This window comes from Rothia kristinae NBRC 15354 (genome assembly GCF_001570865.1).
Classification (GTDB): domain Bacteria; phylum Actinomycetota; class Actinomycetes; order Actinomycetales; family Micrococcaceae; genus Rothia; species Rothia kristinae.
Map to the genome: position 1 here is coordinate 104,241 of NZ_BCSM01000004.1, position 15,203 is coordinate 119,443.

The 15,203-nt window shown below is 71.8% G+C and carries 14 protein-coding genes; 7 read left to right on the top strand and 7 right to left on the bottom strand.

Annotated elements, in window-relative coordinates; all coding sequences use genetic code 11:
* The first annotated feature begins 101 nt into the window (after nucleotides 1-101).
* Together KKR01S_RS03920 and KKR01S_RS03925 are read left to right on the top strand one after the other, a co-directional pair.
* Nucleotides 102-1,037, top strand: a complete 936-nt coding sequence (locus KKR01S_RS03920) for a Sir2 family NAD-dependent protein deacetylase (protein WP_061225336.1) — start codon at nucleotides 102-104, stop codon at nucleotides 1,035-1,037.
* A 141-nt stretch (nucleotides 1,038-1,178) separates the two neighbouring features.
* Entirely contained in the window at nucleotides 1,179-1,385 is a 207-nt protein-coding gene (locus tag KKR01S_RS03925; RefSeq protein ID WP_058730662.1) for a DUF3073 domain-containing protein, read from the top strand.
* A gap of 167 nt (nucleotides 1,386-1,552) precedes the next feature.
* Here the strand turns inward: KKR01S_RS03925 and purM are convergent, their stop codons facing one another.
* The 5 genes from purM to purF all read right to left on the bottom strand — a co-directional run bounded on the left by purM (nucleotide 1,553) and on the right by purF (nucleotide 6,215).
* Nucleotides 1,553-2,713 carry a phosphoribosylformylglycinamidine cyclo-ligase gene (gene purM, locus KKR01S_RS03930; RefSeq protein ID WP_058730663.1) on the bottom strand — a complete coding sequence of 387 codons (1,161 nt, stop codon included), beginning with the start codon at nucleotides 2,711-2,713 and terminating at the stop codon, nucleotides 1,553-1,555.
* Nucleotides 2,714-2,789: 76 nt separating this feature from the next.
* Nucleotides 2,790-3,212, bottom strand: coding sequence for a hypothetical protein (locus KKR01S_RS03935; RefSeq protein WP_058730664.1), 423 nt, complete (start codon nucleotides 3,210-3,212; stop codon nucleotides 2,790-2,792).
* Nucleotides 3,213-3,617, bottom strand: a complete 405-nt coding sequence (locus KKR01S_RS03940) for a sterol carrier family protein (RefSeq protein ID WP_058730665.1) — start codon at nucleotides 3,615-3,617, stop codon at nucleotides 3,213-3,215. It lies immediately after the preceding gene.
* Nucleotides 3,617-4,699, bottom strand: a complete 1,083-nt coding sequence (locus KKR01S_RS03945) for an asparaginase (RefSeq protein WP_081101537.1) — start codon at nucleotides 4,697-4,699, stop codon at nucleotides 3,617-3,619. The genes KKR01S_RS03940 and KKR01S_RS03945 overlap by 1 nt, the downstream gene beginning before the upstream one ends.
* 1 nt (nucleotide 4,700) lies before the next feature.
* Nucleotides 4,701-6,215: an amidophosphoribosyltransferase gene (purF, locus tag KKR01S_RS03950; RefSeq protein ID WP_061225337.1), complete on the bottom strand. Its 1,515-nt coding sequence runs from the start codon at nucleotides 6,213-6,215 to the stop codon at nucleotides 4,701-4,703.
* A 195-nt stretch (nucleotides 6,216-6,410) separates the two neighbouring features.
* Between purF and purD the strand changes: the two genes are divergently transcribed.
* Nucleotides 6,411-7,703 carry a phosphoribosylamine--glycine ligase gene (gene purD, locus KKR01S_RS03955; RefSeq protein WP_061225338.1) on the top strand — a complete coding sequence of 431 codons (1,293 nt, stop codon included), beginning with the start codon at nucleotides 6,411-6,413 and terminating at the stop codon, nucleotides 7,701-7,703.
* Nucleotides 7,704-7,793: 90 nt separating this feature from the next.
* Nucleotides 7,794-8,717 (top strand): phosphoribosylaminoimidazolesuccinocarboxamide synthase, encoded by a 924-nt coding sequence (locus KKR01S_RS03960; protein ID WP_061225339.1) that lies wholly within the window; start codon nucleotides 7,794-7,796, stop codon nucleotides 8,715-8,717.
* Nucleotides 8,718-8,876: 159 nt separating this feature from the next.
* Here KKR01S_RS03960 and KKR01S_RS03965 read toward each other — a convergent pair whose 3' ends face one another.
* Both KKR01S_RS03965 and KKR01S_RS03970 read right to left on the bottom strand, forming a co-directional pair.
* On the bottom strand, nucleotides 8,877-9,653 hold the full coding sequence (locus KKR01S_RS03965; RefSeq protein WP_061225340.1) for a FadR/GntR family transcriptional regulator: 777 nt from the start codon (nucleotides 9,651-9,653) through the stop codon (nucleotides 8,877-8,879).
* A 255-nt stretch (nucleotides 9,654-9,908) separates the two neighbouring features.
* Complete coding sequence (locus KKR01S_RS03970) at nucleotides 9,909-11,573, bottom strand: L-lactate permease (RefSeq protein ID WP_061225341.1); 1,665 nt, start codon at nucleotides 11,571-11,573, stop codon at nucleotides 9,909-9,911.
* A gap of 411 nt (nucleotides 11,574-11,984) precedes the next feature.
* Here KKR01S_RS03970 and KKR01S_RS03975 point away from each other — a divergent pair, with 411 nt between their 5' ends.
* From KKR01S_RS03975 to KKR01S_RS03985, 3 genes are read left to right on the top strand one after another with little or no spacing between them, the layout of a single operon-like run.
* Entirely contained in the window at nucleotides 11,985-12,785 is an 801-nt protein-coding gene (locus tag KKR01S_RS03975) for a (Fe-S)-binding protein (RefSeq protein WP_058731550.1), read from the top strand.
* Nucleotides 12,786-12,792: 7 nt separating this feature from the next.
* The gene (locus tag KKR01S_RS03980; protein WP_081046406.1) at nucleotides 12,793-14,517 is read left to right on the top strand and encodes a LutB/LldF family L-lactate oxidation iron-sulfur protein; all 1,725 of its coding nucleotides are present in this window, start codon (nucleotides 12,793-12,795) and stop codon (nucleotides 14,515-14,517) included.
* Nucleotides 14,518-14,526: 9 nt separating this feature from the next.
* Nucleotides 14,527-15,177: a LutC/YkgG family protein gene (locus KKR01S_RS03985; RefSeq protein ID WP_061225369.1), complete on the top strand. Its 651-nt coding sequence runs from the start codon at nucleotides 14,527-14,529 to the stop codon at nucleotides 15,175-15,177.
* Nucleotides 15,178-15,203: the final 26 nt, after the last annotated feature.

A 15,203-nucleotide genomic window follows, 5' to 3' on the forward strand; every position in this document is an offset into this window, starting at 1 on the left:
TGTAGTGATCCGCGAGATATCCGCCCATTCGTTGCGTCGCGTCGCCCAGATGACGCAGGATCCCGACGTCGCGGTGCGGCCGGTCTGCGTAGGCTGGGCCCGTGACCTCCTCCTTCCCCGCCGCTGCGGGGGCCGCCCACCGGGCCGCCCTGCGCTCGATCGCCCGCGTGGTCGAGGAGACGGCCCGCCCCACGGAGCCCGCGGCCGCGCTGGCCGGGATCGTCGGGCTGCTGCGGGCCGGCGGGGTGCTGGTGCTCACCGGGGCGGGGGTCTCCACCGACTCCGGGATCCCGGACTACCGGGGACCGCGCGGCTCGCTGCGGCGGCACCGGCCGATGACGTACCAGGAGTTCCTGCACGATCCCGACGCCTCCCACCGGTACTGGGCCCGCTCCTTCGTGGGCTGGCGGATCATGGACCGGGCTCGTCCGAATCCCGTGCACCACGCCCTGGTGGAGCTGGAGCGGGCGGGCATGCTCAGCGGGATCATCACCCAGAACGTGGACGGGCTGCACCGGGCCGCAGGCTCCCGGACCGTGCTCCAGCTGCACGGCGGGCTGGATGCGGTGGCCTGCCTGGACTGCGGGCACCGCGAGGACCGTCGGGCGCTGGATGAGCGCCTGGCGGCGGCGAACCCGGGGTACCTGGAGCGGATCCGGCTGGATCCGCGCGCGGTGAACCCTGACGGGGACGTGGAGCTGTCCGAGCAGCAGATCGCGGGCTTCCGGATGGTCGGGTGCCCGGTGTGCGGCTCCGTGCGGCTGAAGCCCGACGTCGTGTACTTCGGCGAGTCCGTGCCGCCCGAGCGCAAGGCGCGGGCGCGCCAGATGGTCCGGGAGGCCCGGGCGCTGCTGGTGGCCGGGTCCTCCCTGGCGGTGATGAGCGGGTACCGTCCCGTCCTGGACGGGCTGGCCCGCGGTCTGCCGCTGGCGGTGATCAACGGCGGACCGGGGCGGGCCGATGCCCGGGCGGACATCCTGTGGCGCACCCGGGTGGGGGAGGCCTTCGGCGAGATCCTGGACGCCCTGCAGCTGTGAGCCGCGGCGCCTCGTCGCGCGTGGGCACGGGCTGGACAAACCATGTACCCTGGGATCACGACAGAACTGACAGGGATCCGGGGTCGCAGTGTGCGCTCAGCGTGGCTGCGCCCGGAGTGAGCGATAAGAGGGGGTCACGCCATGGGGCGCGGCCGTCAGAAGGCTAAGGCAACCAGGCAGGCGCGGGAGATGAAGTACTACTCCCCGCAGACCGACTACACGGCGCTGGAGCGGGAGCTGACCGGTGCCAAGAAGTCCGACCGATCCGCGGACCGCTCCGGCGGCGCGCGCGAGGAGTTCGCCGACTACGAGGATCCGTACGCCGAGGAGTACGACGAGCGCGGCTGAGCGCCCGTCACCCCCGGCCAGCGGGCGACGTCCCCGGCAGCACGGACGTCACACCCCGCAGCCGCATCGGCAGCGCGAGGGCCCTGGAACCGAGCAGGTTCCGGGGCCCTCGCGCGTCGTTCGCGGGTTCGGCACGCTGCGCGTCGGCAGGTGCCGGATCGATGGGCTTACGCGTACTCGCCGAGCAGGCGCACCGCGCCGCCGTCCACGCCCTTCGCGCCCTGCACATAGTCCGGGTCCTCCAGGTCCGCAGCGGCAGGGGCCTCGCCCTGCTCCACGGTGCCCATGACCCAGGCGTCCACGCCGCGCTCGCCCAGGTGCGCCACCGCCTGATCCGCGACGGACGGGTCCACCACGGCCACCATGCCCACGCCCAGGTTCAGGGTGCGCTCCAGGTCCGCCTGCGGGACCTTGCCCAGCTGCCCGATGACCCGGAAGATCGGCGGGACCCGCCAGCTGCCGCGGTCCACCCGGGCCTCCAGGCCCTGCGGCAGCACGCGCGCCAGGTTCGCGGCCAGTCCGCCGCCGGTCACGTGGCTGAAGGCCCGCACCCCGGTGCCCAGCCCGCCGTCCTCATCCAGCACGGGGAAGGTGCGGGCCAGGTCCAGCACGTCCGCGGCGTAGACCCGGGTGGGCTCCAGCAGCTCCTCGCCGAGGGTGCGGCCGAACTCGGAGACCTCCCGGTCCAGGGACCACCCGGCCACGTTCACGACCTTGCGCACCAGGGAGTACCCGTTGGAGTGCAGCCCGGAGGAGGCCATCCCGATCAGCACGTCGCCGGCCCGCACCCGGTCCGGGCCGAGCAGCTCGTCGGCCTCCACGATGCCGGTCGCGGCCCCGGCGACGTCGTACTCCTGCGGGCCCAGCAGCCCCGGGTGCTCGGCGGTCTCCCCGCCCACCAGGGCCGTGTCCGCCGCGGAGCAGGCCGCGGCGATCCCGCGCACGATCCCGGCGATCCGCTCCGGGACCACCTTCCCGCAGGCGATGTAGTCGGTCATGTACAGCGGATTCGCGCCGACCACCACGATGTCGTCCACGACCATGCCCACCAGGTCCCAGCCGATGGTGTCGTGGATCTCCAGGGTCTGGGCGATCGCGACCTTGGTGCCCACCCCGTCCGTGGAGGTCGCCAGGTAGGGCTTGCGGTAGCCGCGCAGCGCGGAGAGGTCGTACAGCCCCGCGAAGCCGCCGACCCCGCCGACCACCCCGGGCCCGTGCGTGGCCTTCACGGCCTCCTTCATGAGGTCGACGGCGCGGTCCCCGGCCTCGACGTCCACGCCGGACTCGGCGTAGGTCAGGCCGGTCTCGGGCTGCTGGGTGTCTGCCATGTGGTGTCCTTCGGGTCGGTCCTCCCCGCGCGGGGGAGGGGCGTGGATCGGATCCGGTCGTCGGGAGGGGGGGATGTCAGTTCAGGGGCTGGCCGTGCTCGTCCACGGGCACCGCCCGGTAGCGGCGCACCCTCTTCTTGGAGCGCCGGTCCAGGATCAGGCCGATGATCGCGCCCACCAGGGCGCCGGCGGTCCCGAAGATCACGGCCATCATGCCGAAGATCGCGCCCAGGGTGTAGGCCTGGTCCACCGGGCCCAGCAGCGTGGAGAACAGGGCCACGACCAGCCCCACGGCCACCCCGACCAGCAGGAACGCGATCACCGACGGGGCCCGGCGCACCTCGAAGGCCTCCACCGGCTCGGCCCCCGCGCGCTCGGGGGTCGCCTCATCATCCGGGGCGGGGCGGACGGTCTCGACGTCGTTCGCGGCGTCGGCGTCCGGGGAGCCCGCGGGGGAGGAGGACTGCGGGGAACGGGGGGCGGAAGGGTGCTGACTCATCTACCCCAGGGTACCTTTCCGGGCCCGCCGCGCGGCGGTGCGGGTCGCGAACAGCGGCAGCAGGGCGGAGAGGTCGCTGCGGTTGCCGGAGGCGTCCACCGCGTGCTCGGCGCGGGCCTGCCCCCAGGTCAGGGAGCCGGTGGCCAGACCCAGCCACACCGGGGCCGGCATCTCCACGACGTTGGGCGGGGTCCCGCGGGTGTGCCGCGGACCCTCGATGGCCTGGGTGACCCCGAAGGGCGGGACCCGGACCTCCACCGAGTTGCCCGGGGCGCGGTGGGCCAGCTCCTCCAGGGCGTAGCGCACGGCCGTGGCCACCGTGGAGCGCCCGGCCCCCTCCGGGTCGGCCTCCCAGGCGCGCACCGCCGCCAGCCCGGTCTCGTCCGAGATCCGCCGGGCCGCCATCAGGCCTCCTGTCCCGCGTCGTCGGCGGCCTGGCCGGCATCCGCGAAGCCCTGGTCGGCGTCGCCTGAGCCCTGCTCGGCGTCGTCGAAGGCCGCACCCAGGCGGATCGCGCCCACGGGCTCACCGCCGCCGGTGATCGGATGCAGAATCTTCCCCAGCACGGCCTCCACCGCCGCCCCGGGCAGGTGCCCGGCACCGGCCAGCAGGGTCAGGGCCGTCAGGGTGGCCGGGCGGGAGGAGCCGTCCAGGACCTTCACGGCAGCCGCCGCCCCCTGCGGGGTGGCCACGCACAGCACCCCCTCGGCGCCGAGCTTCGCGATGACGTCCAGCCCCTCGATGACCACCGTGTTGGGCTCCCCGTGGCCCTGGACCATCTCCGGGTAGTCCACCATCGCGGTGGCCAGGGTCGCGGTGCGGGCGTCCTCCCCGATGTTGCGGATCGCGGCACCCAGGCGGGCGTAGCCGCGGGCCAGCCCGGCCAGGGTGATCGCAGGCAGCGGCGCACCGCACCCGTCCACCCCCACCAGCGCCGGGGCGTCCCCGGTGAACTCCTGCACGGTCTCCAGGACCAGCCGCTGCAGCGGGTGGTCCTGGTCCAGGTAGGAGGCGGTGTCCCAGCCCTGCACCGCGCACGCCCACAGGAACGCCGCGTGCTTGCCCGAGCAGTTCATCGCCAGGGCCTGCTTCCCCTCGCCCCGCTCGCGCAGCCGGTCCCGGGCGTCCTCGTCCTTCGGCCAGGCCGGCGGGCAGCGCAGATCCTCCGGGGACAGCCCGGCCGCGGCGAGCATCCCCGCCGCGGTGCGCATATGCTCCAGGGAGCCGGTGTGCGACCCCGCCGCGATCGCCACCTGCGCGCCGACCAGCGGCGCACCGGCCTTCATCGCCGCGATCGCCTGGAAGGGCTTGAGCGTGGAGCGGGGGAACAGCAGGGCGTCGGGATCGCCCAGGCGGCGCGAGACCGCGCCGTCGGGCTCCACCACCACGGCCGAGCCCACGTGCCGGGACTCCACGAAGCCGCTGCGGGTGACCACCGCCAGCTCGGCCGCCGCAGCGGGCTCGACGGTCTCCAGGGGCTGGCTCATCTCAGGACTCCTGTTCGGCGGCGACGTAGTCGAGGTACTCCGTGGTGATGTCCCCGGTGATGTACTCCCCGGTGAAGCAGGACATCTCCAGGTCCGCGATGTCCGTGGACTCGGTGATCGCCGTGCGCATGTCCTCCACCCCCAGGTACACCAGGTGATCGCAGCCCAGGATCTGCCGGATCTGCTCGATCGAGCGGTCATGGGCCACCAGCTCGCCCGCGGTGGGCATGTTGATCCCGTACACGTGCGGGTAGCGCACCGGCGGGGCCGCGGAGGCGAAGGTGACCTTCTCCGCGCCCGCCGCGTACGCCATCTCCACGATCTCCTTGGACGTGGTCCCGCGCACGATCGAATCGTCCACGATGAGGATCCGCTTGCCGGCGAACTCGCTGGGCAGGGCGTTGAGCTTCTGCCGCACGGACTTCCGGCGCACCTCCTGCCCGGGCATGATGAACGTCCGGCCCACGTACCGGTTCTTGTAGAAGCCCTCCCGGTACTCCTTACCCAGGGAGTGGGCCACCTCCAGGGCGGCCGGGCGCGCCGAATCCGGGATCGGCATCACGACGTCGAAATCCTCGTCCGGGACCTGGCTGCGGATGGTCTGGGCGAGCTTCTCGCCCATGCGCAGCCGCGCCTCGTACACCGAGATCCCGTTCATCACCGAATCCGGGCGGGCCAGGTAGACGTACTCGAAGGCGCACGGCACCAGGGTGGTCTCGCGGGCGCACTGGCGCGAGTGCAGCGTGCCGGACTCGTCGATGAACACCGCCTCGCCCGGTTCGATCTCCCGCACGATCTCGTACCCCCCGGCATCGAGCACCAGGGACTCCGAGGCCACGACCCACTCCTGCTCCGGCAGCCGCTGATCCATCCCGTAGGTCTCGCGGTAGGTGCGCGCGGCCTGCGCCGTCTGCTCCGTGACCGGCCGGCGGCCCAGCACCAGCGGGCGGATGCCGTGCGGGTCCCGGAAGGCCAGCAGCCCGTGACCGGCGATCAGGGCGATCACCACGTAGGCCCCGCGGATCCGGGCGTGGGTCTTCATCACGGCGTCGAAGATCCCGGAGGCGTCCAGGTGGCGCCGGCCCACGTTCTCCTGCAGGGAGGCCGCCAGCACGTTGAGCAGCAGCTCCGTGTCCGAAGAGGAGTTCAGGTGCCGGAAGTCCCGGCGCTTCATCTCATCGGTCAGCTCCCGGGTGTTGGTCAGGTTCCCGTTGTGCACCAGCACGATGCCGTACGGGGCGTTGACGTAGAACGGCTGCGCCTCATCCAGGTTCACCGCGCTGCCCTTGGTCGCGTACCGGACGTGGCCCAGGCCGATGTTGCCCACCAGCTCCCGCATGTCCCGGGTGCGGTAGGCCTCCCGGACCTGGCCCACCTTCTTCTGCAGGTGCAGGGTGCGGTCCTCCGCGGTGGCGATGCCGGTGGAGTCCTGCCCGCGGTGCTGCAGCAGCAGCAGCGAGTCGTAGACCTGCTGGTTGACGGGACCGGCCGAGAAATGGCCGACGATTCCACACACGGGCGCTTCGCTCCTGGGGTTCGCGGTGAGGGGGTGCGGCGTCCCGGCCGGGGTGTGATCCGTGACGCCGCAACGAGTATCCCACCTGCGCGGGGCGGATGCGATTCGCGTCGCGCGGTGGTCGTTCCGTGGTCGAGGCGCGGCCGTGGGCGGCGGGCGTCCTGCGCACCGTTATCGATTCGTTACCATTGGGCCATGAAGGTTCTGGTCCTCGGCGCCGGCGGGCGCGAACACGCGATCATCACCGCGCTGCTGCGCGATCCTGCCGTCACCGAGGTGCACGCCGCCCCCGGCAACGCCGGGATCGCCCGCGTCGTGCCCGTGCACCGCATCGACCCGTCCTCCCCCGAGCAGGCCACCGGACTGGCCGAGGACCTCGACGCGGACCTCGTCGTCATCGGCCCCGAGGCCCCGCTGGTCGCCGGGGCGGCCGACGCCCTGCGCGAGGCCGGGATCCCCGTGTTCGGTCCCGACGCCGCCGCGGCCCGGCTGGAATCCTCCAAGGCCTTCGCCAAGGAGGTCATGGTCGAGGCCGGGGTGCCCACCGCCGAGGCTGCCGTCGCCCGCGACCTCGAGGAGACCCGCGCGGCCATGGACCGCTTCGGCGCCCCCTACGTCATCAAGGACGACGGGCTGGCCGGCGGCAAGGGCGTGGTGGTCACGGAGGACCCCGCCGCGGCCGAGGCCCACGCCGCCGCCTGCTTCGAGGCCGGCTCCGCCGTGGTCATCGAGGAGTACCTGGACGGCCCGGAGGTCTCCCTGTTCGTCCTGTGCGACGGCGTCCACACCGTTCCGCTGAGCCCCGCCCAGGACTTCAAGCGCATCGGAGACGACGACGCCGGACCCAACACCGGCGGCATGGGCGCCTACACCCCGCTGCCCTGGCTGCCGGAGGGCTTCACCGACGAGGTCGTGGCCGCGGTGGCCCAGCCCGTCGTGGACGCGATGGCCCGGCGGGCCACCCCCTTCGTCGGCGTCCTGTACTGCGGGCTGGCCGTCACCGCCCGCGGCGTGCGGGTCATCGAGTTCAACGCCCGCTTCGGGGACCCCGAGACCCAGGCTGTCCTGGCCCGGCTGCGCACCCCGCTGGGGCAGCTGCTGCTCAGCGCCGCCGAGGGGGAACTGGACCCGGACCAGAAGCTGCGCTGGGACCTGCGCCCGGCCGTCGACGTCGTGATGGCCGCCGAGAACTACCCCGGAACCCCCCGCACCGGGGATGAGATCACCGGGCTGGCTGACGCCGAGCAGCTGCCCGACGTCACCGTCCTGCACGCCGGAACCGCCGAGCAGCCCGACGGCGTCGGGAACACCCGCGTCGTGACCGCCGGTGGGCGGGTGCTGGCCGTCGTCGCCCTCGGGGAGGACCTGGCCGACGCCCGCGCCCGCGCCTACGCCGGGGTGGAGGCGATCTCCTGGCCCGGCGAGCAGCACCGCACCGACATCGCCCGCCGCGCCGCCGAGGGACGGATCACCATCCCCGCACCCTGACCCGAACCGCCGCCCCGCTCGATCCCCGAGCGGGGCGGTCTCCGCATCCGCACCCCGCATCCCACGCCCCCACGCACAGGAGTCCACCGCATGACCGCTGAGTCCATCGCCGTCCCCGGCTGGCGACACATCTACTCCGGCAAGGTCCGGGACCTCTACGTCCCCGAAGACGGCGCCGACCTGTCCGGCTCCTCCTTCTCCGACACCGCCGAGATCCGCGCCGGGGCGGTGATGGTCGTGGCCTCGGACCGCATCAGCGCCTTCGACCACGTGCTGCCCACCCTCATCCCGGACAAGGGCAAGATCCTCACTCAGATGTCCGCCTGGTGGTTCGAGCAGCTCGCGGACATCCCCAACCACGTGCTGACCCTGGACGTTCCGGAGCAGGTGGCCGGGCGAGCCATGATCTGCAAGTCCCTGTCCATGTTCCCGGTGGAGTGCATCGCCCGCGGCTACCTCACCGGCTCCGGGCTCAAGGAGTACCAGGCCCATGGGGCCCTGTGGGGCCGGCCCCTCCCCGAGGGTCTGGCCGACGGCTCGCGCCTGGAGACCCCGGTGTTCACCCCCACCGGCAAGGCGGAGGTCGGCGAGCACGACGAGCCGATCAGCATCGAGCAGGTCAACGAGGCCGTGGGGCAGGCCATGGGGGACCGGCTGCACGAGCTGACCCTGCAGATCTACACCACGGCCGAGCGGATCGCCCGGGAGCAGGGGATCATCCTCGCGGACACCAAGGTGGAGTTCGGCCTGGATTCCTACCGGGGGGAGGTGACCCTCGGCGACGAGGTGCTCACCCCCGATTCCTCCCGCTTCTGGGACGGGGCCCAGTGGGAGCCGGGCCGCCCGCAGGCCAGCTTCGATAAGCAGTTCGTCCGGGACTGGCTGACCTCCCCGGAGTCCGGCTGGGATCGGCAGGGTCCGCCGCCGGAGCTGCCGGGCGACGTCGTGGAGATGACCCGCGGCCGCTACGTCGAGGCCTTCGAGCGCCTGACCGGCACCGAGTTCACCCCGTAGGGGAGGCGGGGCGCCCGTCCTGCGCTCCGCCGCGCTCTGCCCCTCCCCGCGCCCCCTTCCGGCGCGTTGGGGAGGGGTTTCGGTGTGTGGGAGCGTTCTCGTGGCTCCCAGACGTCGGAAACGCTCCCAAACCCGGGGGAGAGGGCGGCGGGGCTTGTGTCAGGCGGGGGTCGGCCAGGCGGTGGCGTGGAACCAGGAGATGTGCTCGGCGACGGCGGCCGCGGCCTCCTCCGGGCGGGCCCGCTCCACCGCGGCCAGGATCCGGCGGTGCTGTACCTGCAGCCGACGCCGCACCCCCGGCCAGTCGTCCAGGCGCAGCACCCCCTCCTGCACGTAGCCGACGGTGGCCTGGCGCAGGGAATCCAGGATCGTGGTGACCACGATGTTCCCGCCCAGCGAGCTGATCAGCAGGTGGAAGGCGGCGTCCTGCGCGTGGAAGCGCTCATCCGGAAGTCCAGGATCGTCCAGCTCCGCCAGCAGGTCCGATGCCTCCGCCAGCAGGGCCGTGGTCCGGGCGAGCCGCTCCTGGTCGGCGGCCCCGTCCTCGACGGCGTCGGTGGCCTCACCATCGCGGGCGACACCGACGGTGCGGGCGGCGTCGGCGGCCGCGCGGGATTCCAGGGTGATGCGGGTGGCCACCACGTCCGGCACGGGCAGGGATCGGGAGGCCAGGTGCATCCGCAGCCCCCACCCCAGCGCGGCCGAAGGCTCGGAGATCACCACGGCCCCCGCGTTCGGACCGGAGCCCACCCCGGAGCGCACCAGACCCATCGCGTCCAGCACCCGGATGGCCTCGCGCACCGAGCCGCGGGAGATGCCGAAGCGCTCGGCCAGGCTGCGCTCGGAGGGCAGCCGCTGCCCCACCCGCAGCTGCCCGGTGCGCAGCCCGGTCTCGAGCCAGGTCAGCACGACGTCGTAGGTGCGGCTGGCGGGCATCTGCCGCCTCCTCTCCGGATCGGTTGGTCGATGGGATCAGTGGGACCGGCTGGTCGGCGGGGCCGGCCACGGCGGCCGACCGGCTGGATCGGAGGCACCGGCAGCTCCGCCGGACCGGCGAGCCCGCCCGGACCAGCGAAGCCCGGCTGGGACGCGGGCGCCCCGCCCGACCCACCACCCCGGCCGAAGCCGGAGGGTCGGGGCCGGTGCGGGGCGCTGGCAACGGGGCGCGCGCGGCGGGGGCCCGGCGTCGGCTTACGGGATCATCCAGGCCAGGGCGTGGGACTGCAGGAACACCAGGACGCAGATGATCAGCAGCAGGCCCACGGACCACGGGAACACGGCCTTGAAGATCTCCGACTCCTTGCCCTCCATCTTCACGGAGGTGGCCGCGATCGCCAGGGACTGCGGGGAGATCATCTTGCCGACCACACCGCCGGTGGTGTTGGCCGCGACCAGCAGGTTCGGGTCGATCCCGGCGTTGGTGGCCGCCGTGTGCTGCAGGTTGGCGAACAGCGCATTGGCGGAGGTGTCCGAGCCGGTCACGGCGGTGCCCAGCCACCCGAGGATCGGGGACAGGAAGGCGAAGGCCCCGCCGAGGGAGGCCAGGTACACGCCCACGGAGACGGTCTGCCCGGAGAAGTTCATGACGTAGGCCAGGGCCAGCACCGCGATGATGGTCAGCGCGGACCAGCGCATCCGGTGGAAGCACACCCCGATCTGGGCGAGGGCCGGGCCCATCCCGAGGCGGTAGCGGCCGTTCTCGGTCCAGATCGTGTAGATGATCGCCACGAGGATCCCGGAGATCAGCAGCATGGTGCCGGGGCTGGAGAGCCAGCTGAAGGTGTAGGTGGTCCCGGAGATCGGCTCCCCGGCGGAGGTGAGGATGCGCTCGTGGATCACGGGCCAGTGGATCTTCAGGTCCGTGGCCGTCAGGGCCGCGGGCACGTCCACCCCGAGCTTCCACATCTTGCCGATCGCGAAGACGACGACGACCAGCAGGTACGGCAGCAGCGCCATCCACACGCGCACCGGGCGCAGGGTGGTGTCCTGCGCGGCCGGGCCCACGCCCAGGCGCTCGCGGAAGGCCTCCGCGCCGCGGGGCTTCCAGATCTTGAGGAACAGCACGGCCACGCCGAGGGAGACGAGGCAGGCGACGATGTCGGTCAGCTCGTAGGAGAAGTGGGTCGCGGACCACCACTGGGCCACGGAGAAGGACAGCCCGATGACGACGGCGGCCGGCCAGCCGTCCTTCACGCCCTTGAACCCGTCCAGCAGCAGCAGGAGGATCAGCGGCACGAAGAACGCGACGAAGGGGGCCTGGTGTCCGACGATCGCGCCGATCACGGCCGGGTCCTCGTTGGTGAGGGTCCCCGCGGTGGTGATGGGGATGGCCAGGGCGCCGAAGGCGACGGGGGCGGTGTTGGCCAGCAGCACGACGACGGCGGCCTTCAGGGGCTTGACCCCCAGCGCCATGATCATGGTCGCGGTGATGGCCACGGGTGCGCCGAAGCCGGCCAGGGCCTCCAGCAGGCCGCCGAAGCAGAAGGCGATGAGGATGGCCTGGATGCGCAGGTCCCCGCCGCCGATGCGGTCGAAGGTCAGGCGCAGGTCCTCGAAGCGCCCGGACTTCACCGTGAGCTCGTAGAACCACAGGGCCATGACGATGATCCACACGATGGGGAACGCGCCGAAGGCTCCGCCCTGGGTCGCGGTGATCAGGGCCAGGTCCAGGGGCATGCCGAAGCCGAGCCAGGCGACCAGCAGGGCCGCCAGCAGCGCGGTGAGCGCGGAGGTGTGGGCCCGGGCCTTCACGCCCAGCAGCATGATGAAGAAGGTCAGCAGCGGGATCAGCGCCACGAGGGCGGACAGCCCGGGGGAGCCGCCGACGGCGTCGGTGGCGGCGGTGAAGGTGTTCACGCGGACTCCTTGGGTCTGGATCGGAGGTCGCGAGCGCACCGGGACGGGCGGCGTGGCCGCAGCGTCGCTGGTGCGGTCGGTGGACTGGAAGGGCCGTCACGGTGGATTGTGTCTCACCTAACAGCCAGTGGTCGGACCACAGCTTACTCGATCACGCCGCCCGGGCCAACTCCGGTGCGCGCGGATGACCTCGGGCCCGCTCCGACCGCACGGGAGACGCGCATCCCGGAATTAGGCAAAGAAAAGCTGATCTAATGTCGCCGGTGAATTTCCCGAGAAATCGCACACAGAGTTTCCGACGGCGACACACCGTCACTATCGTGTTAAGGGACAAGCCCCATCCCGCCGCCTGCCGCGCGCCGCCGTCGACGCCCCGCCGGCCCCGGGAGATCCACCGGAAACGGAGAGACCATGCGGATCGCCCTCTTCTCCACGTGCATCGTCGACGCGATGTATCCCCGCGTCGCCCGCGCCACCGTGGACATCCTCGAACGCCTCGGCCACGAGGTCGTCTTCCCCCCGGGGCAGACCTGCTGCTCCCAGATGCACGTCAACAGCGGCTACTTCGATGACGCCTACCCCGTGGTGAAGAACCACGTGAAGGCCTTCTCCGCCGCGGACTACGACGTCGCCGTCGCCCCCTCGGCCTCCTGCGTGGTCTCCCTGAACCACCAGCAGGGCATGGTCGCCCGCCACGCCGGGGACGAGGAGACCGCGCAGCGGGCGGAGGAGATCGCCGGACGCACCTTCGAGCTGTCCAAGCTGCTCATCGACGTCCTGGGCATCACCGACGCCGCCGAGCAGCTGGGTTCGTACTTCCCGCACGAGGTCACCTTCCACTCCTCCTGCCACGGGATGCGGCTGATGAAGCTCGGCTCCCGGCAGTCGGACCTGATCAAGACCGTGGAGGGGGTGCAGTTCAAGGAGCTGCCCAACCTGGAGGAGTGCTGCGGCTTCGGCGGGACCTTCTCCTTCAAGAACGCGGACACCTCCGGGGCCATGGCCGCGGACAAGCTCAAGAACATCGAGAAGACCGGCGCCTCGATCTGCGCCGGCGGGGACGTGTCCTGCCTGATGAACATCGGCGGGGCGGCCCTGAAGGAGAACAAAGACATCACCACCGTGCACTTCGCGGAGATCCTGGCCAGCACCCGGGAGCACCCGCTGGAGGTCACCGGACGCGTCGCGATGCAGGGCGCAGGGAGGAACTGAAAACACCATGACCGTCACCCAGCTCGGCATGCCCACCGTGCCCCCGCACGGGCAGGGCAACATCTTCGCCGAGGAGTCCTTCACCCACCACGCCGCCCGGGATCTGCACGATGAGACCATGCGCGGGAATCTCAACTTCGCGATGAGCAAGATCCGCACCAAGCGGGCCACCGTCGTCTCTGAGATGCCGGACTGGCAGCACCTGCGCACCGCCGGATCCGAGATCAAGCAGAACGTGCTGGCCCGCCTGCCGGAGCTGCTGGAGCAGTTCGAGGAGAACTTCACCGCCCGCGGCGGGCACGTGCACTGGGCGCGCGACGCCGAGGAGGCCAACCGCATCGCCCTGGACCTGATCCGCGAGCAGGGGGTTACGGAGGTCTCCAAGATCAAGTCCATGGCCACCCAGGAGACCGGGCTGAACGAGTACCTGGAGGCCCACGGGATCGAGGCCGTGGAGACAGACCTGGCCGAGGAGATCGTGCAGCTGGGCCATGACAAGCCCTCGCACATCGTCGTCCCCGCGATCCACCGCAACCGCAGCGAGATCCGGGACATCTTCAAGAAGGAGATCCCCGGGGTCCGGAAGGACCTCTCGGACGATCCGGCCGAGCTGGCCGAAGCCTCCCGCAAGAGGCTGCGCCGGAAGTTCTTCGAGAACAAGGTCGCCGTCTCCGGGACCAACTTCGGGGTGGCCGAGTCCGGGACCCTGACCATCGTGGAGTCCGAGGGCAACGGGCGCATGTGCCTGACCCTGCCGGACACCCTGATCACCTTCATGGGCATCGAGAAGGTCATCCCGCGCTTCGAGGACCTCGAGGTGTTCCTGCAGCTGCTGCCGCGCTCCTCCACCGGGGAGCGGATGAACCCGTACACCTCCCTGTGGACCGGGGTGACCCCCGGGGACGGCCCGCAGAACATGCACGTGATCCTCATCGACAACGGCCGCACCGCGGTGCTCAAGGACGAGCTGGGCCGCCAGGCCCTGCACTGCATCCGCTGCTCCGCGTGCCTGAACGTGTGCCCGGTGTACCAGCGGGCCGGCGGACACTCCTACGGCTCCGTGTACCCCGGACCCATCGGGGCGATCCTGTCCCCGCAGCTGGGCGGCATCGAGGCGGAGGCCAACAACTCCCTGCCCTACGCCTCCTCCCTGTGCGGGGCCTGCTACGAGGTGTGCCCGGTGAAGATCAACATCCCGGACATCCTGGTGCACCTGCGCGGCAAGGACATCGACGCCCAGCACGGCAAGGGCGAGGAGGGCACCAAGCGCGGCCTGCCCACCCAGATGGACGGCATGATGGCCGGGGCCCGGGTGGCCTTCGGCTCCGGGAAGGTGCTGGGTCTGGCGGAGAAGGCGCTGCCGGCCGGGCGCGTCGTCGCCGGGAAGGACCACCGGATCGACAAGCTGCCCGGGCTGGTCGGCGGCTGGACCAAGTACCGCGACATCGACACCCCGCCGAAGGAGTCCTTCCGGTCCTGGTGGAAGAAGAACCGCGGCAAGGCCGCGGCCCCGCGTCCGGCCTCGGAGCGGGTGGACGTGGAGGAGCTGATCCGCGCCAACCGCGGCAAGGCCGAGGCCCTGCACGAGCAGCAGGCGAAGCGCTACGCCAAGGACCAGGATGACTACACCCGCCTGATGGCCTCCGAGCGGGTGGCCATCCAGCGCTCGCAGGCGAAGGGGGATACCGTGGCCGACTACGCCCGCGGCACCGAGGAAGACTACGAGGCCTAGGAGGACATGGTGAGCGACGCGAAGAGCGAGATCCTGGCGCGGATCCGCACGGCCCTGGCGGACAACCCGACCCCGCCAGAGCCCACCCGGGACTACCGGCACACCTCCTCGGCGAGCCTGAAGGACCGCCGGGAGCTGCTGGCGGACCGGCTGATCGACTACAAGGCGCAGGTGCACGAGGCCACCGAGGACACCATCGCGACGACGATCGCGGACCTGCTCGGGGACCGGGCCCGGTACGTGGTGCCCACCGGGCTGAAATCCGAGTGGCTGCCGGAGGACACGGCCACCCGCACCCGCTTCGTGGACTCCGGGAACACCGAGAAGTCCGGGGCGCTGAGCAACAAGGAGCTGGACGCGATGGATGCGGTGGTGACCTCCTCCACCGTCGCCTGCGCGGAGACCGGCACCGTGTTCCTGAACTCCAACCCGGACGAGGGGCGTCGGGCGATCTCCCTGATCCCGGACCACCACATCTGCGTGGTCCCGGAGGAGACCATCGTGGAGATCGTCCCGGAGGCCCTGGCCCGGGTGGATCGGGCACACCCGGTGACGATGTTCTCCGGGCCCTCGGCGACCTCGGACATCGAGCTGCAGCGCGTGGAGGGCGTGCACGGCCCGCGGCGCCTGGACGTGATCCTGCTCGGCGCGAAGAGCTGAGCCGACGGGCTGACGCGAAGGGCTGA